The 21,047-nt window shown below is 46.6% G+C and carries 17 protein-coding genes; 10 read left to right on the top strand and 7 right to left on the bottom strand.

The features are described from left to right. The first annotated feature begins 31 nt into the window (after positions 1 to 31). Positions 32 to 2,950 (top strand): bifunctional [glutamate--ammonia ligase]-adenylyl-L-tyrosine phosphorylase/[glutamate--ammonia-ligase] adenylyltransferase, encoded by a 2,919-nt coding sequence (glnE, locus tag ACPUEK_RS18305; protein WP_425641748.1) that lies wholly within the window; start codon positions 32 to 34, stop codon positions 2,948 to 2,950. 79 nt (positions 2,951 to 3,029) lie between these two features. Here glnE and ACPUEK_RS18300 read toward each other — a convergent pair whose 3' ends face one another. Then, positions 3,030 to 4,991, bottom strand: a complete 1,962-nt coding sequence (locus ACPUEK_RS18300) for a TonB-dependent receptor domain-containing protein (RefSeq protein WP_067032517.1) — start codon at positions 4,989 to 4,991, stop codon at positions 3,030 to 3,032. A gap of 143 nt (positions 4,992 to 5,134) precedes the next feature. Between ACPUEK_RS18300 and ACPUEK_RS18295 the strand changes: the two genes are divergently transcribed. Further along, positions 5,135 to 6,034, top strand: a complete 900-nt coding sequence (locus ACPUEK_RS18295; RefSeq protein WP_425641746.1) for a LysR family transcriptional regulator — start codon at positions 5,135 to 5,137, stop codon at positions 6,032 to 6,034. Positions 6,035 to 6,045: 11 nt separating this feature from the next. On the opposite strand, the gene ACPUEK_RS18290 is transcribed toward ACPUEK_RS18295, so the two are convergent. Genes ACPUEK_RS18290 through ACPUEK_RS18275 form a run of 4 tightly spaced genes read right to left on the bottom strand, consistent with a single transcriptional unit; the run spans position 6,046 to position 9,947 of the window. Continuing rightward, positions 6,046 to 6,906 carry an ABC transporter ATP-binding protein gene (locus tag ACPUEK_RS18290; protein ID WP_067032511.1) on the bottom strand — a complete coding sequence of 287 codons (861 nt, stop codon included), beginning with the start codon at positions 6,904 to 6,906 and terminating at the stop codon, positions 6,046 to 6,048. Continuing rightward, complete coding sequence (locus ACPUEK_RS18285; protein ID WP_425641744.1) at positions 6,903 to 7,976, bottom strand: FecCD family ABC transporter permease; 1,074 nt, start codon at positions 7,974 to 7,976, stop codon at positions 6,903 to 6,905. The genes ACPUEK_RS18290 and ACPUEK_RS18285 overlap by 4 nt, the downstream gene beginning before the upstream one ends. 10 nt (positions 7,977 to 7,986) lie before the next feature. Continuing rightward, positions 7,987 to 9,018 (bottom strand): FecCD family ABC transporter permease, encoded by a 1,032-nt coding sequence (locus tag ACPUEK_RS18280; RefSeq protein WP_425641742.1) that lies wholly within the window; start codon positions 9,016 to 9,018, stop codon positions 7,987 to 7,989. Continuing rightward, positions 9,018 to 9,947 (bottom strand): ABC transporter substrate-binding protein, encoded by a 930-nt coding sequence (locus tag ACPUEK_RS18275; RefSeq protein WP_425641741.1) that lies wholly within the window; start codon positions 9,945 to 9,947, stop codon positions 9,018 to 9,020. The genes ACPUEK_RS18280 and ACPUEK_RS18275 overlap by 1 nt, the downstream gene beginning before the upstream one ends. A gap of 314 nt (positions 9,948 to 10,261) precedes the next feature. Here ACPUEK_RS18275 and ACPUEK_RS18270 point away from each other — a divergent pair, with 314 nt between their 5' ends. After that, a complete protein-coding gene (locus ACPUEK_RS18270) occupies positions 10,262 to 10,456 on the top strand; it encodes a hypothetical protein (RefSeq protein ID WP_067032498.1) in 195 nt (64 codons plus the stop codon). 56 nt (positions 10,457 to 10,512) lie between these two features. On the opposite strand, the gene epmB is transcribed toward ACPUEK_RS18270, so the two are convergent. Then, the gene (gene epmB / locus ACPUEK_RS18265) at positions 10,513 to 11,529 is read right to left on the bottom strand and encodes an EF-P beta-lysylation protein EpmB (RefSeq protein WP_425641739.1); all 1,017 of its coding nucleotides are present in this window, start codon (positions 11,527 to 11,529) and stop codon (positions 10,513 to 10,515) included. Positions 11,530 to 11,696: 167 nt separating this feature from the next. Between epmB and efp the strand changes: the two genes are divergently transcribed. The 5 genes from efp (at position 11,697) to ACPUEK_RS18240 (ending at position 17,851) form a co-directional block, all read left to right on the top strand. After that, on the top strand, positions 11,697 to 12,272 hold the full coding sequence (efp, locus tag ACPUEK_RS18260; protein WP_067032494.1) for an elongation factor P: 576 nt from the start codon (positions 11,697 to 11,699) through the stop codon (positions 12,270 to 12,272). An 85-nt stretch (positions 12,273 to 12,357) separates the two neighbouring features. Beyond that, positions 12,358 to 13,332, top strand: coding sequence for an EF-P lysine aminoacylase EpmA (gene epmA / locus ACPUEK_RS18255; RefSeq protein ID WP_425641737.1), 975 nt, complete (start codon positions 12,358 to 12,360; stop codon positions 13,330 to 13,332). Positions 13,333 to 13,352: 20 nt separating this feature from the next. Beyond that, the gene (locus ACPUEK_RS18250) at positions 13,353 to 15,626 is read left to right on the top strand and encodes an ATP-binding protein (RefSeq protein WP_425641736.1); all 2,274 of its coding nucleotides are present in this window, start codon (positions 13,353 to 13,355) and stop codon (positions 15,624 to 15,626) included. A gap of 16 nt (positions 15,627 to 15,642) precedes the next feature. Then, positions 15,643 to 17,001: a sigma-54-dependent transcriptional regulator gene (locus tag ACPUEK_RS18245; protein WP_067221497.1), complete on the top strand. Its 1,359-nt coding sequence runs from the start codon at positions 15,643 to 15,645 to the stop codon at positions 16,999 to 17,001. Positions 17,002 to 17,098: 97 nt separating this feature from the next. Beyond that, a complete protein-coding gene (locus ACPUEK_RS18240) occupies positions 17,099 to 17,851 on the top strand; it encodes a sulfite exporter TauE/SafE family protein (RefSeq protein WP_425641735.1) in 753 nt (250 codons plus the stop codon). Here ACPUEK_RS18240 and ACPUEK_RS18235 read toward each other — a convergent pair. Continuing rightward, positions 17,844 to 18,737: a LysR family transcriptional regulator gene (locus tag ACPUEK_RS18235; RefSeq protein WP_067221493.1), complete on the bottom strand. Its 894-nt coding sequence runs from the start codon at positions 18,735 to 18,737 to the stop codon at positions 17,844 to 17,846. The two genes, ACPUEK_RS18240 and ACPUEK_RS18235, sit on opposite strands and share 8 nt — an antisense overlap. Before the next feature lie 119 nt (positions 18,738 to 18,856). Between ACPUEK_RS18235 and ACPUEK_RS18230 the strand changes: the two genes are divergently transcribed. Together ACPUEK_RS18230 and ACPUEK_RS18225 are read left to right on the top strand one after the other, a co-directional pair. Continuing rightward, on the top strand, positions 18,857 to 19,912 hold the full coding sequence (locus ACPUEK_RS18230; protein ID WP_082866240.1) for a 4-oxalomesaconate tautomerase: 1,056 nt from the start codon (positions 18,857 to 18,859) through the stop codon (positions 19,910 to 19,912). 33 nt (positions 19,913 to 19,945) lie between these two features. Continuing rightward, a complete protein-coding gene (locus tag ACPUEK_RS18225) occupies positions 19,946 to 21,019 on the top strand; it encodes a Bug family tripartite tricarboxylate transporter substrate binding protein (protein WP_425641734.1) in 1,074 nt (357 codons plus the stop codon). Positions 21,020 to 21,047 lie beyond the last annotated feature (28 nt).

Here is a 21,047-nt window from a genome sequence, read left to right as displayed (position 1 = left end):
CCGTCGCGTGAATAAAAATAAGGATGATAACTTGACGCTGACACCGATATCCCAAGTACATGCGCTCTTCACCCAAGAACAATTAGACATCAAAAACCAAGCCATTAGCGATGCAATTGCACGTCGCATGGGGCTGGAGGTGCCTAATGGTGTATTGAGTCAAGCTGAGCGAATTTGGCTGTTGAGCGAATACGTGCATAAACAGCTGACCCGTTTTCCTCACTGGCTGGAAAGTTTGCTAGAGCCGGCTCAAACATTAGCGCCGCCAACGGTTGAACAACTCTATGCCGGGGAAAAAGCCTGGGGGCAAGCCGTTAGCGAAGAGGTGCTGTTGCCCGATTGGGATGAAGCCATGCTGATGCAACAACTGCGTCGTTATCGCCATTGGTGGATGACGCGCCTGATTACAAGCGATATTCAGCAAACAGTAGACTTGCAAACCCTGACGGCCCATTTAAGTAAGTTGGCTGACGTGGCGGTGAATGTTAGCCAACAATGGTCCATGCGTCAGTACCAAAACTTATACGGCCAAGCGCTCGACAGTGCTGGCGTGGCACAAAAACTGATCGTCATTGGTATGGGTAAACTCGGTGGTTATGAACTCAATCTATCTTCTGATATCGATTTGGTGTTTGCGTTCCGAGAACACGGCGAAACCCAAGGCGGGAAGAAGGCCATATCACATCAAGAATACTTCACCAAAATCGGTCAGAAACTGATTCAACATTTGGATCAAGTGAATGCGGAGGGTTTTGTCTTCCGCGTTGATATGCGCTTACGTCCGTTTGGTCAATCTGGTGCATTGGTCATGAGCATGGATTCTTTGGAAAACTACTACCAAGATCAAGGCCGTGATTGGGAACGTTATGCAATGATCAAAGCGCGTGTAATGGCGGGTGATGCGCAAGACGTGCGTGAGTTTGAATCGATTCGCCGTCCTTTTGTATATCGCAAGTATCTTGATTTTGGTGCCATTGGTGCGTTGCGTGATTTGAAATCCATGATTGCCAAAGAAGTGCGCCGAAAAGGTATTGAACACAATATTAAACTTGGCGAAGGGGGCATTCGTGAAGTGGAGTTTATCGTGCAAGCATTGCAAATACTGCACGGTGGCCGAGATCAAAGCCTACAAAAGCCTGCCTTGTTTAAGGCGCTTCCAGTATTAGGTCAAGATGGCTATCTACCAGATGATCAGGTAAATAGCTTGTTATCTGCGTACCGTTATCTACGTCGTGTTGAGCATGCTCTTCAGGGCGCAGCGGATGAGCAGACTCAGTTGTTACCAGAAGAGGATCTGGCGCGCACTCGGTTAGCGTATCAAGTTGGCGAGCCAAGCTGGCAAGCGTTGTTGGATACGCTTTGGCAACATCGACACAAAGTACACGAATGCTTTCAAAATCTGATTGATGATGGTGAAGAAAACTCCAGTGACGAGTTGACGCAAGAAGCATGGCGGGTGATTTTGAAGCAACCGCATGAGCAAACATTGATCGAAGAAGCGATCGATGCAATTGCATGGCAAGATGCAGAAACCGTTGTTCAAGTGCTAGCTCAGTTCTTGGGGTCACGTGCCGTGGCTTACATGCAGCCGATTGGGCAGGAGCGATTAGCTGTCTTTTTAGCGGCGTTGATGACCTGCTTGGAAGAGGAAGCCTTTCCCGATGTGGTACTACAGCGCATCATTCCAATCATGGAAGCGGTGACTCGCCGAACCTCTTACCTTGTTTTGCTGTCGGAAAATCAAAGTGCCATCGTACATTTGATGGGGTTGTGTCGTGAAAGTGTTTGGTTTTCTGAGGCGATCTCAAACTCCCCCGCATTGTTAGATGAGTTATTAGACGCTAACACACTGTTTTCGCCACCCTCTAAGTCGGGTATGGCGCAAGAGCTACGACAGATCTTAGTTCGACTACCAGAAGAAGATGAAGAAGCACACATGGACGCCATGCGTCGTTTCCGTCGCTCGATAATCATGCGTATTGCTGCCTGTGACATCACTGGGATATTGCCACTTATGAAAGTAAGTGATCACTTAACTTGGCTGGCGGAAGTATTGTTAGAGCAAGTATTGCAGCAGTCTTGGCATTATTTAACACAGCGTCATGGCTATCCCATGCAAAATGGTGAGCCTGTAATGACACCTGAGTTAGTGATTGTCGGGTACGGAAAGTCGGGGGGTATTGAGCTTGGTTACGACTCGGATCTGGACTTGGTGTTTATTCACAATGCCCAGATAAAAAGCAGTACCAACGGCGAACGTAGTGTAGATAACTTGGTGTTTTATACACGTCTCGGTCAACGTATCATTCATTTGCTCACCAGTTTCACTTCGGCTGGACGCTTGTACGAAGTGGATATGCGTTTACGCCCATCAGGTAATTCAGGCTTATTGGTGGCCAGCTTAGAGTCTTTTCAAGATTATCAGCAGAACGAAGCGTGGTCATGGGAGCACCAAGCGCTATGTCGTTCACGTGTGTTAGCGGGTGATGCTCAATTGGCTCAGCAGTTTGATGAAACCCGAGCAGCGGTTCTGAGCCGAAAGCGTAATCGCCCTGAGCTGAAAGAAGAAGTCATCAAAATGCGTGAAAAAATGCGTTCGCATCTTGATACCAGTGGTCGTGACAAAGGCTTCGACCTTAAGCAAGGGGCGGGTGGTATTATTGATATTGAGTTTATGGTTCAGTATATGGTGCTGGCTTGGTCGTATAAGTACCCTAACTTAATAGAGTTCTCAGACAATATTCGCCAACTTGAAGCGGCGGCCGAAAATGGTTTATTAGCGGCGGACGTTGTCGCAAAAATGAAGGACGCCTATACCTTTTATCGTGCGACGGTACATCGACAAGCCCTGCAAAAGCAAGGGCGTTTAGTGCCGGTAGACACCTTAGAAGAAAACCAAGCTCTAATTTCCCAGTACTGGGATGATTTTTTAGAGCAGCCGTGCCAGTAAATAAAACACTAAAAATCCCCACCTGACATCAGGCGGGGATTTTAGTGATCACTAACTATTATTCGTTATACGGCCTCAATCAGAAAGCAACATTCACTTTCGCTTGATAGCGGCGGCCATCCAGAGTTTTTTCGTAAGTCTCTTGATCAATGGTTTTATCGAACAGGTTGTAAATACCCGCGTAGAACGTTACGTCATCCGTTGCTTTGTAGCTTAAGCCTGTATCAACGAGTGTGTAGTCTGGAATTTCAGCCTGCATGCTGGTACGGCCTAGTCCTTCGGTCGTTTCCCCAGTGTAGTTTGCTTCCCCCCAAATATTCAGCTTCTCTGTCGCATCCCAAGATAGGTTAGAGTGTACTCGGTGCTTTGGAATACGGTTTAGAGGCTTACCTTTGAATGCTCCCGACTTTTGTTCTGAGTCGGTAAATGTGTAGCCGATATCCCATGCAAGGGTGGTTGTGATTGGCATGGTGAAAGAGGCTTCAACCCCTTGAGTAACGACTTCGTCGACATTGTATCGAGTACTTACAAAGCTCCAATCTTCACCTCGATACGAGCAATCAAGCACACTTAAATCGCCACTATCACAAATGCGATCTTCGGTGATTTTATCATCAAATTTAGTGTAGAACGCCGTCAGTTCAGCCTGAGTGCCGCGGTGGTCAGTCCAAGCTATACCAATTTCGTGACTGACACTTTTTTCTGCTTCAAGCGCTGAGTTACCAAGCAGAATACCATTACCGCGTCCTGTAATTTGTCCCCAGCCGTCTGTGGCTTGGCGTAGGTCTGGCGAGCGATAACCTGCACTAATACCGCCTTTAAGAGTTATGTTTTCGGTAGTTTGCCAGACACCGTAAATACGAGGCGTAATGGCGCTGCCGTAGTTTTCATCTTCGTTATAGCGAAGCCCTGTGGTTAATGAGAAAGAGTCCGTCAGGTAGTACTCATCTTCTGCGAAGACTGCTCCTTGCCAGCGCTCAAGATTGTCCACATCTGCATCTAGCTGGTTGCCAGAATCACTGAGTTGTTGGTTTTCAAACTGACCACCGATAGTTAAGGTATGGTTGTCGAAGAATAAGTGGCTTTGATGGTTCAGCACGGTCGACTCATACTGCATTTCACGAGACGTGTTATCGTTGTCTTCGTAGCTAAGATACGTTGTATGTTGTGCATTCTCGGTTTTTAACTCATTTGTTAAAGAGAAATGGTCGCGCTGATATTCGGTATTACTGACGGTTGCTGGGTTACCTGTGCGGTCGAGTAGGCTAACCGATTTACCCGGTGTGCTGTTACGGTCTTGAGTTTCTGTACCTGCTTCAAATTTAATAGACTGCTGATTATTGATTTTCCAGGTTACTTTACTGGTTAGATTTTCCATTGACTGTTCGTTGTAGCCATCGACAAAGTTGTCTTCATCTCGTTCAGAGATTTGACCGAAAAGCTCCAAACCAAGCTTATCTTTTACAAGAGGGCCGGCTACATAAAAGTCACTTTGAAGGCTGTTGCCTGAGTCGCTGTCTTCTTGAATAACAGTGCCTAAGCTCATCTCACCATGCCAGTCGTCTTGGACTTTCTTGGTAATGATATTGATGACACCGCCTAATGCATCAGAGCCATAAAGTGATGACATAGGGCCACGAATAACCTCGATACGTTCGATGGCCGAAATGGGCGGTAACCAACCTTGTTCAATGCCAGGACCATCAGAGTTTGGGCGTGTTTCGCGACTACCTTGGCGCTTACCGTCGACCATGATAAGAGTATATTTGCCTTCCAATCCACGCATTGTAATGTCTGATGAAGATCCACCGCCTGTGACGAAGACGCCTGGCACCGCTGTAAGGGCATCGGTGACATCGCGATAGCTTTTTTTCTGAATGTCTTCAGCGTTAATAACGGTGATCGATGCTGCAGCGTCCTGTGTACTTTGCTCATAGCCTGAGGCACTGACAACCAGCTCATCTAGGTTGATCGTTTCAGCGTGAACAGAGTGGGCAAAAGCGATGCTTGCAGCAATAAGCGAGAATGAAAACGAACGCATGAACTTAATCCTTCAAATATGTACAAATGATGCAAATTTAAATAGTAATCTTTATCATTTGTATTCTCTAATATTTGTGTAGGATTGTCTTGAGATGATGCGTTGCATATTTTACAACGGTGACAATGTAAGAGAGAGGGTCTGTGTACGATTTAAATGATTTGAAAAGCTTTGTATCTGTTGTGGAGTCAGGCAGTTTAAGCACCAGCGCGAAAGAATTAGAGGTTTCAAAGTCAACCTTAAGTCGACGTATCTCACATTTAGAAAATGTGATGCGGCAACCTCTGATGCGTCGCCAAGCAAATCGTATGATTATTAATGATGCTGGCAAAGCGTTTTTGCCATTTGCAAAGAGCATTTTAGAAACCGTAGGAAGAGCACATCGAACCGTCGATGAACTCAAGGAAAGTGTGTCGGGAAAGCTAACCTTTGCATTGTTTTCTGGGTTAGGGCGCTCTTGGGTGAACGGTCAGTTATTCCGTTATCTAGCTCAATATCCAGACATTAATGTAGACATGTATACCATTTCTCGAATTGATGAACTTAAGGCGGAAACAGATGTAGCGATTTGGATGGGAGGTCTTAGAGAAACGCCGTTTAAAACCGAACTATTAGGTGAAATGAGCTGCAGTTTGTATGCCAGTAAAGACTACATCGAAAAACAAGGTGAGCCAACAAATGTTGAAGAATTAGAGACCCATAATTGGGTCAATCTACACAGCTTTTATCCAAACGAAAGCAGCTTGTCTCTTTATCATCCTGAGATAGGCTACCATGACGTTTCCATGCCTTGCTCACGTTTGAGTACGGATCTATTAAGCTTTCAAATTGATGGCATTGTAAATGGCCATGGTATTGGTGTTATTCCAGACGAGATGGTGGCGGCTAGAGCCAAGTATCACCCTGGCGATATGGTAAAAGTGCTGCCCTCATGGCAAGCACCAAGTATCCCATTATACTTATTATATTCTTATGGCCACCTGCCCAAACGGTGCCAAGTATTATTACAACAACTTAAAAAGGCCTACCTTAATCACGACTAAGCTTCAAAAAGTTATGAAAATGCCATGTCGCGCTTGGCTTTTTTTGACGCTGTTGATGTTTTAGCTGTGACCGGTGCGCCACTTCGACGAACATTGATTAAGATCGGGGCGCCAGTACTCGGGTCATCGAGTAAGTCGCACTGAATGCCATAAAGTTCTTCGAGAATGCTTGGCTGAATCACTTCTTTTGGTGTGCCTTGAGCGATGATTTCACCGGACTTCATCGCAATTAAATAGTCTGAATAACGGGCTGCCATAGCCAGATCATGTACCACCATCACAATGGTTTTACCTTGTGAGGACAGTGCTCGAATTAATTCAAACACTTCGATTTGATGACCTAAATCTAGAGCAGAGGTTGGTTCATCCAGTAACAGCAGCGGCGTTTCTTGAGCCACGGACATCGCAATCCATGCTCGCTGACGTTGACCGCCCGAAAGCGTGTCTAACAGTCGCTCTCCTAAGTCTTCTAGATTGGCGGCTTTCAAGGCAAATTCAATCGCCGTGCGATCATCCATGCCCCATTGTTTCAAAAAACTTTGATGAGGGTGACGACCAAAACGAATCAACTCTCGAACGGTAATACCATCAGGCGCCGATGTTTCCTGTGGTAGCAGAGCCAATTTTTTTGCGACTTCCTTAGCTGGCATTGTATGGATGTCTTTGCTTTCAAGAATGATGTGCCCCGATGATGGACGGTGTACACGAGACAAACCATTCAGTAGAGTCGATTTACCACAGCCATTGGGCCCGACAATGGCGGTGACTTTCCCTTTTGGGAAGGTCACACTTAAGTCTTTAATGATCGTATGATCGGCATGTTTTAACGTGATAGTTTCTGTGCCTAATGGCGCTTGAGAAAGCTCGCTCATAGGGTGCTCCGCTTAGGTTTGCGAATTAAGATCCAGAGTAAGAATGGGCCACCAACGATAGCGGTGATCACACCAACAGGAATTTCAATGGGGCTAAATAGAGTACGTCCTGCTAAATCGGCTAACACCATCACAATAGCGCCACAAATAGCACTCGACAGTAATGGTAGCCCTTTATGCCGAGCAAAGGCGCGTGCCATTTCTGGTCCAACCAGAGCAACCAAACCCACTGGACCTGCAAGAGCAACGGCGAAGCCAGTAAGCACTACGGCAATGACGACCGCCGCAAAACGTAATCGATTTGGTGTATGCCCTAAGGCTGTGATGACTGAGTCTGAGAACGCCATCAGTTGAAATCGATAGCAAAGTACTAGACCAGATAGCACGCCGATGAGCGTAATTAAGCCCATAACAGGAATTTGTTCTTCAGGACGACCAGATAAACTGCCTACCGTCCATGGATAGGCTTCGTTCGCGACATCAATATGCACTTGAGTTAATAGCAACTGCGACACTGCGGCTGACACAGAGCCAATGGCTAAACCCGCAACAATAAATCGATAGCCGCGGGTACCGCTACCGCCACCGATCATAAAGGCCAAAGCCGTTGCCGTAGCTGCACCAGTAAGCGCCATGGCTGATGGTGCAAAGCTGACTCCAACACCCACTACTGAAGCAACAGCAAAGGCCATAGCAGCATTATCGATGCCAATAATGCCCGGTGTCGCCAGTCGATTACGTGCTACCGTTTGCATTAAACAGCCCGCTACGCTAAATGCAGCGCCGGTAAAAATACCGGCTAACAAACGATTCAGACGCAATTCGTTGATCACAAATTGTGTCATGCTGTCCCCTTTGCCTAATAACGCGAGCAATACATCGTAAGGCGCGAGGGATAAGGTACCCATCCCCAAACTGAGTACACTGATGGCGAGTAATGCCACAGAGAGAAGAGCGTTGCGCTGTATCGCTCGTTTGTCTATTAAGACACTGTAGCCGGCAATGGCGACTAGCCAATGACCCGTTGGAGCAGGTACGTAAGAACGAGAAGTCGAATCAAAAACAGACAAAAAGTGACTCCTAGGCCAAGGTGGGAAGACGCTTAGCGCGCACAATTATCATCAATACTGGCGCACCGATTATCGCGGTTAAAACGCCCAGCGGCATTTCAGTAGGTTGCGCGATTACACGTGTCAGAATGTCCGCACTAATGATCATCAAAGGGCCAATCGGTAAACACATGATCATCGTACGACGAATGTCAGGTCCGACTAACGCACGCGCGGCGAAGGGAACCACTAAACCTACGAACATAATGGGTCCTGCAATCGCCGTTGCTGAACCTGCTAGGAGTGCCACGGTGAGCATAACCAAGTAACGTATTGTTCGTGGATTGTGGCCTAAGCCAAGCGCGACTTTTTCACCCAAAGCCATGGACGCCAATGGGCGAGCAACATATAAAGTTAAGAGGGCGGCGATGACAAAGTAGGGCATGACCGCCATGAGATGATCGAGCGCGCGCCCAGCCACACTGCCTGTTACCCAGAAGCGAATTTCATCTGCAGCACGTTGGTCATACATTAGTAAAATAGACGTTAAAGCCGTTAATAATGAGCTCAGCGCCGCACCCGCTAAAATAAGGCGCACAGGATCTTTAAATTGACCTTGAAGGCGAGCCGCTGCCATAACAAAAAAACAGCCGATGAGTGCGCCAATTTGAGCAACGCCTGCCGCAAGGGTGGCCGCACTTGCGCCCAATAAAAGCGCTATAGCTACTGCAAACGATGCACCAGCACTGACGCCGAGTAAACCGGGTTCCGCCAGAGGGTTGCGAGCAACCGCTTGCATTAACGCCCCAGCAATACCGAGTGCCATGCCGACGACTAAGGCGACTAATGTCCTAGGGAAGCGTAACTCTCGGATGATAAAGGTGGCTTCCTCAGTGCCTTGCCCAATCAGCGCTTGCCATGATTGGCTGATATTGACACTGCCTGCCCCGATAAGAAGAGACAGTAGTATGCAAGTCAGCAATATAAGACAAATGAGCGTAAAGCAAACTGATAAAGGGCGCTGCGAAGGCGCCCTTTGAAAAAACTGAACGAGGTAGGGCATTATTGATGGCTATCCAATAACTGTTCGATGTCATCCAGTACCACTTGTGCTGCCAGCGGGCCAGATGTGCTGCTCCACACTTGACCATCCACCGTTTGTACGCGGTCTTGCTGTACTACGTTTAAACGTGAAAACGCGGCCGACTGCTTCGCGGCATCGTACGCTTTTTTACCATCTTGATTAAGGGTTGCCATAAATAGCCAGTCTTGATCGATCACAGCGATATTTTCTAAACTTAATATGCTGGAGTGTGGGCGGCCTTCTTTTAAAAGATCCCCGTCTTGCGGTTCAAACCCAGTTGATCTCAGTAAGCTACCCGTGAATAAGTCTTTAGACATGATCATTGGGCCTTGGGGCATCCAGCGTGTCACAAACACTTGACGCTGGTCGCTAGGAACCTGTTGCTCAACACGTTTTTTAAGCGTCGCCGCACGCTTATCTACCGCGTTGAGGGCACGCTCTACATCAGCACTGTGACCGACGGCTTTGCCGAACAGACGTGCTTCATTGCGCCATGCGTCAGGTGTGCTAAAACTCCACTCAGGCACAATAGTCGGAGCAATTTTTGATAAAATATCGTACTGCTCTTTTGATAGGGCGTTTGATGCAAGAATGACATCCGGGCGCTCTTTAATGACCGCTTCTAGGTTGGTTTCACGTGCTGTACCAACGATTTGAATACCGGGTTGCTTGTCTGCTAAGTAGTCCGATACTGTGTCGCTACCTCGAGTAGCGACTGAGCCCGCCACTGGGACGTCAATTGAAGACATCACGTCTAAGGCACCTTCATGCAGCGTTACGATACGTTTTACGTTGTCTTTAACGGTGACGGAGCCGTATTTAGTGTCGACGGTAACGTCTGCAAAGGCAGTGTTGGCAGACAAACCTAAAATGGCTGAGCACAACACAAGAGGGCGCATAATAGACATAATATCTCCTTAGTTAAAAATGAATCTCTAATATTAATGATAATGTTTATTATTAGTCTTTAATATGCAGTTGCACTGGATTTACTTAGTTGTAAGGGCAATGAAGTGTTGCGAATTTTGCAACCTATTTGCGGGAACTAATAGAAAACCTGTTTGTTATTTTTTGTAAAACTGACCGTTTTTTCAGCGGTTTATGTAATTTTGCGTTAAAGTACTCTTATGCTTTGCCGTAAAGGTAGAGTGAGTAAAGCTAGGAGAGCTTTGCTTGTAGATACCAGACTTGGTAGGGATACCACCCAAAAAGAGGGTTGACTATGAACAGTGTCACTAATGTCAGCACGTCGTACGCGATGGAAATGATGGGTGTGGCGATGGCGAAAACGCAACAAGAGGAGCAAGGGCGTCAGGCTTTGCAACTACTTGATGGTGCTGCGTCGTCTTCCAAGCAAATTCAGTCTAGTGCGCCTGCTACTGGCAACCTTGGTCAAAACATCAACGTCAAAGCTTAGTATTTGATAGATGTTTAAAAAGCCGTTCACGTTTACCGTGAGCGGCTTTTTGCTTTTTAACGGCTTAAAGTTGGGGCCAATACCGTTTTTGCGGGTTGTCCGGGGATTTCTTTGGCCAATTTAGGCATCAAGTAGCCTGGCAATTTCTCTGCGACTTGCCCCATGAGTCGTTGCGCGAATGACACCGATAGATCAAAGTGCGCTCCCCCTTCAATGGGGTCAAAGGTGAACATGTAGTACGGTAAAATTCCGGCTGAAAATAAACGTTCGCTTAGGTCTACCTGCGCTTCAACCGAGTCGTTAACCCCTTTTAACAAGACACCTTGGTTTAATACGGTGACGCCTGCTTGTTTCAGTAAGGCTACTTTTTCCGCTACTGATTGATCGATTTCATTGGCGTGGTTACTGTGCAGTACCAAGATAATGTCTAGACGGCTGTTATTGATCCACCCCAACAGTTCGTGATTGATACGGCTAGGGATCACTATGGGTAAGCGGGAATGAATGCGTAGGCGTTTAAGTTGTGGCAAAGCGTTCAGCTTTTCAATGTGCGGGCCTAGCTGACTGTCTTTGAGCATTAATGGATCACCGCCACTGAGGATTACTTCGTTTACTTCTGGGTGCTGCGTGAGGTAATCGATCACACTGTCCCATTCTTTTTGTGCCAATTGGTTATCCCCATAAGGGAAATGACGGCGAAAACAGTAGCGGCAGTTGACCGCACAGGTGCCTGTGGTGATCACCAAAATACGGCGCTCGTATTTATGTACGATGGCTTTTTGTGGATTGTGATTGCCTTCTTCTAACGGGTCTTTGCTATAGCCTGCGCTGGGTAGCATCTCAATATCATCGGCTAAAACTTGTCTGAGCAGCGGGTCATTGACGTTGCCATACTCCATACGCCCAACAAAAGGTCGTGGTACCAACATTTTAAAAGAGGTCATGGCTTGCGCTGCAGGCGGCAGTGTTTGCTCACTTAAACCAAGTAGTGGCATAAGCTCCGCTGGGGATTTGATGGCTTGAGCCAGCTCAGTCGACCAATGAGGGGCCGTAGTATTTTGAATCGGGATCACGTCAAATATCTGCAAAATTAAGTTAAATTGGGTTATTATGGCGGCCAATCTTTGGCCGTTTGGCCAACGGCTCTAGCGAGTCTCGCAACATTATCGAGCGATTGACTCCTTGAACAAAGACTTGTTCGAACAGAGCCTTTATCTAAATCATGACATTGTGAGGATTTATGGCGAGTTATTCTACCAGCGAATTGCGCAGCGGTAACAAAGTAATGGTCGATGGCGACCCTTGTGCAGTATTGGACAACGAACACGTAAAGCCTGGTAAAGGCCAAGCGTTTAACCGTATCAAACTACGTAACCTAAAGTCTGGTCGTGTATGGGAACGTACGTTTAAGTCTGGTGAATCATTAGAAGCTGCAGATGTAATGGATACGGATATGGAATATCTGTACACAGATGGCGAGTTCTACCACTTCATGTTAACGGATGGCTCGTTTGAGCAGCACGGTGCCGATGCAAACGCTGTAGGCGAGACGTCTAAGTGGCTAAAAGAGCAAGAAACGTACGTTGTCACGCTGTACAACGGTGCACCGTTGGCCGTTACGCCACCAAACTTCATTGAACTTGAAGTGACAGAAACTGACCCGGGTTTGAAAGGCGATACCGCAAACGGTGGTTCTAAGCCTGCTATTCTTTCGACCGGCGCGATGGTGCGTGTGCCATTGTTTATCAACATTGGTGAAGTATTGCGTGTTGATACTCGTACTGGTGAGTACGTATCACGCGCGACAGGTAAGTAATTAGCTCTGTTAAAAAGCCCTCAAGCTGCGTGTTTGAGGGCTTTTTTTGTAGCTAAAATAGAGCAATCAAGGCGAACTGAGCAGCATGTACAATAAACAGATTTGGCAACCCACAGCGGATTTAACTACGCTGCAGTATCGCGCAAAGGTGTTCCATAAGATTCGAGCCTTTTTTTACGAGCGAGAAGTATTAGAGGTGGACACCCCTTGCTTGTCGTTAGGCAGCATCAGTGACCCGCATATCGAAGTCTTATCTACTCAAACAAAGACACTCGGCAAACACGTTACCTATTACCTACAAACCTCTCCTGAATACGCGATGAAACGGTTATTGTCGGCGGGCGCAGCGAGTATTTACCAATTAGGTAAAGTGTTTCGTGCTGAAGAGATCGGCCGTCGTCATAGCATTGAGTTCACTATGCTAGAGTGGTACCGCTTGGGGTTCGATCATTGGCAGTTAATGAACGAAATAGACGACTTACTCAGCGTACTGACGAATGATGTGATTATCTCGGAACGTTTAAGTTATCAAGACGCATTTTTACGCCATGTAGGATTGGACCCTTTTTCTGCATCGTTGTTAGATTTACAGCAATGTTGTCACCAACACACAGAATACGGTCTTGAAGAAATGGATCGTGATACGTTATTAGAATTGCTGTTTACGACACTGATAGAGCCTCAAATTGGGCAAAATCAACCCTGTTTTATTCACTCGTATCCTGCCTCACAGGCAGCCTTGGCAAAACAGCAAATTGAATCAAGCGGAGCGCGAACCGCAGCACGTTTTGAGTTGTATTGGCGTGGTATGGAGCTGGCCAATGGATACTTCGAGCTGACAGATGCGAAAGAGCAACAGCAGCGCTTACAAGAAGACATGGCACAAAGAGCCGAACACCATAAAATGTGGCGCCAAGTTGACGAACGTCTAATTCGTGCGTTGGAAAAAGGACTGCCTGATTGTGCTGGTGTCGCCTTAGGTGTTGATCGTCTGCTAATGTTATTGCTTAAAGAAACACACATCGATGCGGTCATACCGTTTGCCGGTGCCCACGCCTAAACGCTAACAGAGAGCTTTGAATGCCACGATTATTTGCTACCTTCAGTGATTGGTTGTCTTCGCCTCAAAGGAGCTTAGATCCAAAGCGATTTGCTTGGTTGTATGTGGCGGTGTTTATCATCTGCTTGTTGACGCTGTGGCGGGGGGGCGATGCACTCAAACAGCAGCAAACTCAAGATCTAGCCATCGATACTCAAGAGCAGCTGGATCAGTTAGCCAGCGTGGTGGAAAGTGTCATTGCGAAGTATCAGCATATGCCGACGCTATTAGCGTCGAATGATCGAGTTCGCAAAGCATTACGTGACGGGCTGCCATCGGATATCAATCAGCTTAACCGCGAGTTGGAGCAGATTAACCGCATTACCGAAGCCTCAGATAGCTATATTATTGATACCAACGGCGACACCATTGCGGCCTCTAATTACCGTCTAAGTACATCTTTTGTCGGTGGGAACTTTGCTTTCCGCCCTTATTTTAAAGACGCCATTGGGGGTAAGCCGGGACGATACTATGCACTTGGCACCACCTCAAATCGTCGTGGCTATTATTTTTCCTATCCTGTTTTTGAAGGGGACAGCATCATTGGCGTGGCGGTCGTGAAGGTTGATCTGACCCAATTTGAAAAGCGTTTTAGTAATCAAACGTATGACTTTTTAATGCTAGACCCAGATGGCGTCGTTTTTAGCTCATCACGCTCCCAGTGGCTTTATAAAGTGATGGGTGAGCTGTCCCATGAGGAGTTGATCCGGATTGCCGAATCTCAGCGTTATTTCGATCAAGCCATTGAAACATTGCCGATTGTCAGTCGTCGAGAGTATAGCGAACACGCCAATATTATCGAAATGTTGGATAAAGTTACTGACAATTTAGGCAATCAATTGGTCGAGAGACATCGATATTTGGTCATGAGTCGACCGATACAATTGCTGAATTTTCAAGTGGCCGTGTTGGTCCCTCTGACATCTATTGAAGAGCAGATTGCGCTATGGCGAGCCATTTTTGCCGGTGGTATTACGATTACCGTACTTATTTTTGGGCTCGCACATTTACGCTCTCGAATGCTGAAAGAGCGCTCCGATGCGATTGAAATGGCTCGTCATAATCAAGCGTATATCCGAGAAGTGATTCAACATACACAAGCGGGCCTAGTGACGCTTGATGACCGTTATCGAATCGAAGCGTTGAACCCCGCGGTCGAAACGCTTGCTGCGCGACCTCTTTCTAGCTTAATTGGTCGGCCTTTGTCTGACTTGTTTCAAGTCTCTGAAGTCGATCGCGAGCGTTGGATGGCGGCTTTATCTACCACATCGACAGACAGTGAGTTAAGGCTGACGACGGTTGAAGGTAAGTTCGATATAGAGGGCGCGGATCAAGATGTAGTCGTTGAAGCAACATTATGTGAACTGCAATTACCGAATCGTCGCAGTCATTTGGTGACATTTCATGATATGACTGAGCGCAAGCGCTACGAACAAGAAATTACGGACGCGCGGCGTGCATTGGAAATTCGAGTCAAAGAGCGTACATCGGAACTTGAAGAAGCGAATCAACGCCTACGTCATGAAATAGCAGAGCATAAAACGACCCAACAAGAGCTAATACAAACGGCCAAATTAGCGGTGTTAGGTCAGCTAAGCGCAGGGCTTAATCACGAATTAAATCAGCCGTTAACGGCTATCCGTTCGTTTGCAGACAACGGATTGAAATTTCTTGAGCGCGAAAAGTATGACCAAGCGAAAGGCAATTTACAGCATATTAGCCAGCTGGGCCATCATATGGGGGACATCATTGCCCGGTTTAAAGTGTTTGCCCGCAAAGGCAATGTGGCGCATACCCCAATAGATGTGCAAACCGCGTTGAATGGGGCGATGAAGATCATGCAGCCACGTCTGAAAGAAGCCGATATTCAAGTCGACATGCCAGATAATATTCAGGTCGTCGTTTTAGCTGATATGGTGTTCTTAGAGCAAGTGCTAGTGAACTTATTAGCCAATGCCAGTGATGCCATTTTAGAGGCAAAAACGAGTGACAAACGAATCTTTATCCGAGTTCAACCGTTCTATAGCAAAGTACATATTTATGTACGTGATAGTGGTACGGGGTTGAGTGAGAATGCCATAGAGCATCTATTCGAACCGTTTTACACTTCCAAGGTCTGTGGTACAGGTCTTGGCCTTGGTTTGTCTATCAGCCAAAGGATTATGGACTCGATGAATGGCGACTTGACGGCTCGAAATCACCCTCAAGGTGGTGCTGAGTTTTGTGTTACTCTAAACGCCTACGAGCTAGAATAATAATAAGGATTCTGCCATGTCAGAACTTGATCGCGTCATTGTCATAGATGATGAACAGTCGGTCCGAATGGCCATATCACAAACCCTACAGCTAGAAGGCTTTGACGTGGCGGAATTCGCCAGCGCGCAAGGCGTTACGGAGCAGGTGTCGATAGACTGGCCTGGTGTCATCGTTAGTGATATCAATTTGCCGGGTATGAACGGCCTTGAGTTGTTCGAACACGTCAAAAAGATTGATGCTGAGATTCCATTTATTCTGATTACGGGTCATGGCGACATCAGTATGGCAGTCAATGCTATTCGGGATGGCGCTTACGATTTTATCGAGAAGCCGTTTTCTAACGATGACTTTATTGAAGTGGTGCGCCGTGCTTGTGAGAAGCGTCGTCTGACCTTAGAGAACCGTAACCTTCGTTTAGAGTTGGCTGCACATAATGCGCCCGGCCCACGCATTATTGGCAACACTCCTGGTATTCACCGTTTGCGTCAAGCGTTACTGCATGTGGCCGATACCGGTGCGGACATCCTTGTGCAAGGGGAAACGGGTACCGGTAAAGAAATGGTGGCGCGTTTTATACACGAGCACGGCTCGCGACGCAGTCATCCGTTTGTTGCTATTAACTGCGGCGCTGTACCGGATTCGATCATGGAATCAGAGCTTTTTGGTCATGAGAAAGGCGCGTTTACCGACGCCAAAACTCAGCGGATCGGTAAACTCGAACACTCAAACGGCGGCACATTGTTTTTAGATGAAATCGAAAGCATGCCCATGTCCATGCAGGTTCGTCTACTGCGCGTATTAGAAGAGCGCAAAGTTGAACGGCTTGGTTCAAACAAAGGCGTTGATTTAGATTTACGCATTCTAGCCGCCACCAAAGTCGACCTAAAAGAGCTGAGTGAAACGGGTATTTTCCGTGAAGATTTATACTATCGCTTAAACGTTGTACGCGTTGATATTCCACCCCTGCGCGCACGCAAAGAAGACATTCCACTCTTATGGCAACACTTTTGTTTGGTTGCTACCGCCCAATATAAGCGTGAATCAGAACCTTTGACTGCTGAGCGAATGCACAGCTTGATGAGCTATGATTGGCCGGGAAATGTCCGCGAATTACGCAATCTTGCAGAGCGTTATGTATTGATGGGCGAAGCGGGTTCGTTTGAGTTTGACCAAATCATTACCAATGAAACTAACCCTGGCATTATGACCCTGCCGGAGCAAATGGAACGTTTTGAGAAAACCTTACTAGAACAAGAGCTAATGCGTCAAAAAGGCTCCATTAAAGACACTATGGATGCGTTAGGTCTACCACGTAAAACCCTCTACGATAAGATGCGTAAGTACGACCTCGATAAGGACTTGTATAAGTCGTAATTCAATTTTCTCCTAAGCTATTGAAAACACCGCGATTCATCAGCTCTATGATGAGGTCGTGGTAGCATCGTATATCAATCATGTATGCGGAGTAATCATGGCTGACGTTTTCTTAAACGGCTTATCGCCAATCGTTTTCATTTTGTTAGTTGTTACGGCAGGACTAACCTCATTATTTACCGCAAGTTTTGGTGCGGGTGGTGGCGTCATGCTGTTGGGTGTCATGGCGCAGATACTTCCGCCGCAATTGATTATCCCATTGCATGGGGTTGTACAGCTGGGCTCGAACGCAGGTCGTTCAGCCATGAGTTGGCGCCATATTGATTGGCCTCTGATCGGAACTTTTTTACCTGGAGCTATCATCGGTGCTTTGATTGGCCAGTTTGTATTGGTGGCGTTAGAGCCTTCCGTGATGTACTTATCGATCGCTGTTTTCATTCTATTTCTATGCTGGGGACCGAAATTACCGAAATTGGTATTAGGTAAGTTTGGAACCGTGTTAGCAGGCGCTATAACAACGTTTTTAACCTTGTTTGTCGGCGCCACTGGGCCCCTTGTCGCTGCGTTCATTAAACAAGTTTTTGTCGATCGATTTCGTACAGTGGCGACGTTTGCTACCGCCATGTCATTACAACATGTGTTAAAAATAGTGGTATTCGAACAAGTGGGTTTTCCAATTACACCATGGTTGCCACTGCTTCTGTGCATGGTCATCAGTGGCGCCATAGGCACTTGGATTGGCCTAAAGGTGCTAAGAAAAGTGTCAGATCACCATTTTAATCGTATTTTTAATATCATTCTAACGCTGCTGGCTGGGCGTCTGTTTATCCAAGCGTTTTATCTTATGTAGACCACTGTTCTAATAGAATTTCGATAAAGAGATCTGCCGAAGGGGAAACAGGTGTCGCGGTTCGTTTAATTAAGCCAATAGAGCGGTCAATTTGTTCACCCGCTAAAGGACGAAACGTCAAGGCGCTATTGGTGCCTAATGGCATTGCCAGTCGCGGTACAATGGATAATCCTAATCCGGTTTCTACTAACCCTAATGAGGTTGATAAGTGTTGAACTTCATAAAAGCTGTTGAGGTTGACTTGATCGCGGGCGATGGATTTATCGAGTAGCAAGCGGTTACCACTGGTACGACTCACGCTGATCAATTTGTAATTTTCTAGATCTTTCCAAGTGACTTCTTCCAGTGCCGTGAGTGGGTGATCCTGTCGCATACAGACGACAAAAGGGTCATCGATAAGCGGTGTAAAACTCACTTCCGAATGCTGCGCAATGGCCATGTTAATGCCAAAATCTGCGTCACCTTGAATGACCGATTCAAGCCCTTGGTTGGCACTTTCATCAAGAATTCTAATGCGGATGCCAGGGTACTTCTCGTTAAAAGGCTTGATAACGGATGGTAAAAAATAGAAGGCGGCGGTCGGAATACAGGCAATCGTGATGGTGCCTTTTTGCTGGCTTGCCATGTCCTTTATGCCCAGCACAGAAAGCTCAAATTCTTCTAACATGCGTCTTGCTTTGGGGAGGAATTCTCGACCTACCGTCGTTAGTTTGGTTTTCCTAGTGGTGCGCTCAAATAGCGTTGCGCCTAAGACATTTTCTAGTTTTTGTATACGTCGACTAAGGGCTGGCTGAGATAAAAATGTGGCTTCGGCTGCTTCATGGAAGTTGCCCGTTTCTGCGACCTTAACAAAGATGATGAGGTCTTTGAATTCAATTTGATGCATAGGTTTACCAGCTCTATTGATGCGTTTCTTGCATTGATTATGCTCTATATTTGCATTTGATGCATCCGTTGGGGCGTGTAATTCTTTAGCCCAAAGAACAACAACGGATACTTACGTAAATGGCGGAACTTACTATACCTTGCATGTTAATGAGAGGAGGTACCTCAAAAGGGCCTTACTTACGTTTGACTGACATGCCAGAAGACCGTGGGCAGTTAGCTGAATTGCTAATGAAAATAATGGGAGCTGGGCATGAATTGCAAATTGATGGTCTTGGGGGCGGGAACAGTCTAACCAGCAAAGTTGCTATGGTTGGCCCTTCAAGAACGCCAGATGCAGACGTTGAATATTTGTTTGCGCAAGTAGGCATTGTAAATAGGTCAGTCGATTTTTCTCCGAACTGTGGAAATATGTTGGCTGGCGTCGCTCCCTTTGCCATTGAGTCAGGCCTTGTGTATGCGACGGAAGGACGAACCACAGTTAGAATTAAGAATTTGAACACTAATAAGGTGATCCACTCAACGGTTCAGACCCCCAACAGACGTGTTGAATACGGTGGCGAGTTTATGATCAGCGGCACCAATACACCGGGCGCACCGATCGAATTAACTTTTTTAGATGTAGCTGGTTCTAAAACAGGCAAGCTATTCCCCACAGGGCAAAAGGTCGATGATATTGATGGCATTCAAGTGACCTGTATTGATGCAGCGACACCGGTAATGATTGTTAACGCTTCGAGCCTTGGTAAAACGGGCCATGAAACACCCAGTGAGTTCGATGCGGATGAAATTTTCATGCAGCGCCTTGAAGAACTACGCCGTAAAGCCGGCTTACTGATGGGCATGGGCGATGTCTCTAATATGGTGATACCAAAACCTATTTTGGTATCACTACCGCAAACTCAAGGGGTGATTTCTGCTCGCTATTTTGTGCCAGATCGCTGTCATAAAGCGCTAGCGGTGACAGGTAGTATTGCCATCGTCAATGCACTTTGCAATGAAGGCACTATTGCACAAACACTGGTTCAGTCTGCTCAAGGTAGAACTGGTTTTAAGTTGGAGCATCCCACAGGTTTTATTGATTTAACCGTCAATTGGCTAAATGGTGAAGTTCAATCTGTTTCGTTAGTGCGGACAGCGAAGCCGATCTTTTCCGGTCTGGTCTACTTAAACTAGGCTAGTTTAATATAAAAATAATAGGTAACTACTATGAAAAAACTAAAGCATATTGCCATGGGAGTTGTGACAGCTCTCTCAATTTCAACCGCTGTTGCAGCAGACAATGTTGTGCCTGACACAGTTGATTTTACCATTCCATTTGGTGTCGGAGGTGGGACAGACGTTTGGGCACGCTTCATGGCTCCTAACTTGTCTAACTTTATTGAAGGCAATCCAACGGTTGTGATCAAAAACCAGCCAGGTGGTGGTTCGATAACAGGGGCGAACTTGTTCTACAAGCGCGCTGATAGTGATGGTTCCGATATTATTGGTACCTCTGCGTCGACATTGTTCCCATACATGCTGGGTGACAAACGCGTGCGCTTTAATCTAGATGACTGGTCTCCGATTCTAGCCAGTCCAACAGGCGGTGTGGTTTACGTTCAGCCTGATTTAGGCATTTCCGACAGCAGTGATGTTAAGAAATTAATGGATCAACAGCTTAAGTTTGCGTCGCAAGGCCCAACTCAGCTTGAGTTGCCCATTTTGATTGCGTTGGACTTGATGGGTGCTGACATCAAACCTGTTTTTGGTATGAAGAGCCGTGGCGCGGGTCGTTTAGCCTTTGAACGTGGCGAGGCAACAATCGATTTCCAAACATCTTCAGCTTACAAAAACTCTGTTCAAGGCTTGGTAGATGACGGTAAAGCTATTCCTGTGTTCAGTGTTGGTGTTATGAACAAAGAAGGGAAAATTGTTCGTGATCCTGCGTTCCCTGATATTCCAACATTTGAAGAAGCTTACCAAACGGTTCATGGTAAACAGCCTAGTGGCATGCAATACGATGTGTACCGTAAATTCTTGGCAGCAGGCTTTGCTTTCCAAAAAGTTATTTTCGTCCCTTCTGATGTACCAGGTGAAGTACTGGCAGAATACAACAAAGCGGTACGTGAGATGATTGCTGACCCTAAGTTTCAGGAGGAAGCAGCAGAGCAAGTGGGTCCATATGAAAATGCCGTTGGTGTCGACATTGCGATGTACCTAGGTGATGCCGTAAAGATCTCTCCTGAAATGTATAAATGGATTAAAGACTGGTTGAAATCTGAGTTCAACTACTCGCTGTAATTGGTTGATCTTATAGATTTATTGGAGA

The sequence above is a fragment of the Marinomonas gallaica genome (assembly GCF_049821165.1).
In the GTDB taxonomy this organism is placed as follows: domain Bacteria; phylum Pseudomonadota; class Gammaproteobacteria; order Pseudomonadales; family Marinomonadaceae; genus Marinomonas; species Marinomonas gallaica.
This window is presented reverse-complemented; position numbering and strand designations above follow the sequence as displayed.

Excerpts from the sequence above, each read along its gene's own strand:
- ACPUEK_RS18300 (WP_067032517.1), bottom strand. The coding sequence starts at position 4,991 with ATGCGTTCGTTTTCATTCTCGCTTATTGCTGCAAGCATCGCTTTTGCC.
- ACPUEK_RS18290 (WP_067032511.1), bottom strand. The coding sequence starts at position 6,906 with ATGAGCGAGCTTTCTCAAGCGCCATTAGGCACAGAAACTATCACGTTA.
- ACPUEK_RS18280 (WP_425641742.1), bottom strand. The coding sequence starts at position 9,018 with ATGCCCTACCTCGTTCAGTTTTTTCAAAGGGCGCCTTCGCAGCGCCCT.
- ACPUEK_RS18275 (WP_425641741.1), bottom strand. The coding sequence starts at position 9,947 with ATGTCTATTATGCGCCCTCTTGTGTTGTGCTCAGCCATTTTAGGTTTG.
- ACPUEK_RS18270 (WP_067032498.1), top strand. The coding sequence starts at position 10,262 with ATGAACAGTGTCACTAATGTCAGCACGTCGTACGCGATGGAAATGATG.
- efp (WP_067032494.1), top strand. The coding sequence starts at position 11,697 with ATGGCGAGTTATTCTACCAGCGAATTGCGCAGCGGTAACAAAGTAATG.
- epmA (WP_425641737.1), top strand. The coding sequence starts at position 12,358 with ATGTACAATAAACAGATTTGGCAACCCACAGCGGATTTAACTACGCTG.
- ACPUEK_RS18250 (WP_425641736.1), top strand. The coding sequence starts at position 13,353 with ATGCCACGATTATTTGCTACCTTCAGTGATTGGTTGTCTTCGCCTCAA.
- ACPUEK_RS18245 (WP_067221497.1), top strand. The coding sequence starts at position 15,643 with ATGTCAGAACTTGATCGCGTCATTGTCATAGATGATGAACAGTCGGTC.
- ACPUEK_RS18240 (WP_425641735.1), top strand. The coding sequence starts at position 17,099 with ATGGCTGACGTTTTCTTAAACGGCTTATCGCCAATCGTTTTCATTTTG.
- ACPUEK_RS18235 (WP_067221493.1), bottom strand. The coding sequence starts at position 18,737 with ATGCATCAAATTGAATTCAAAGACCTCATCATCTTTGTTAAGGTCGCA.
- ACPUEK_RS18230 (WP_082866240.1), top strand. The coding sequence starts at position 18,857 with ATGGCGGAACTTACTATACCTTGCATGTTAATGAGAGGAGGTACCTCA.
- ACPUEK_RS18225 (WP_425641734.1), top strand. The coding sequence starts at position 19,946 with ATGAAAAAACTAAAGCATATTGCCATGGGAGTTGTGACAGCTCTCTCA.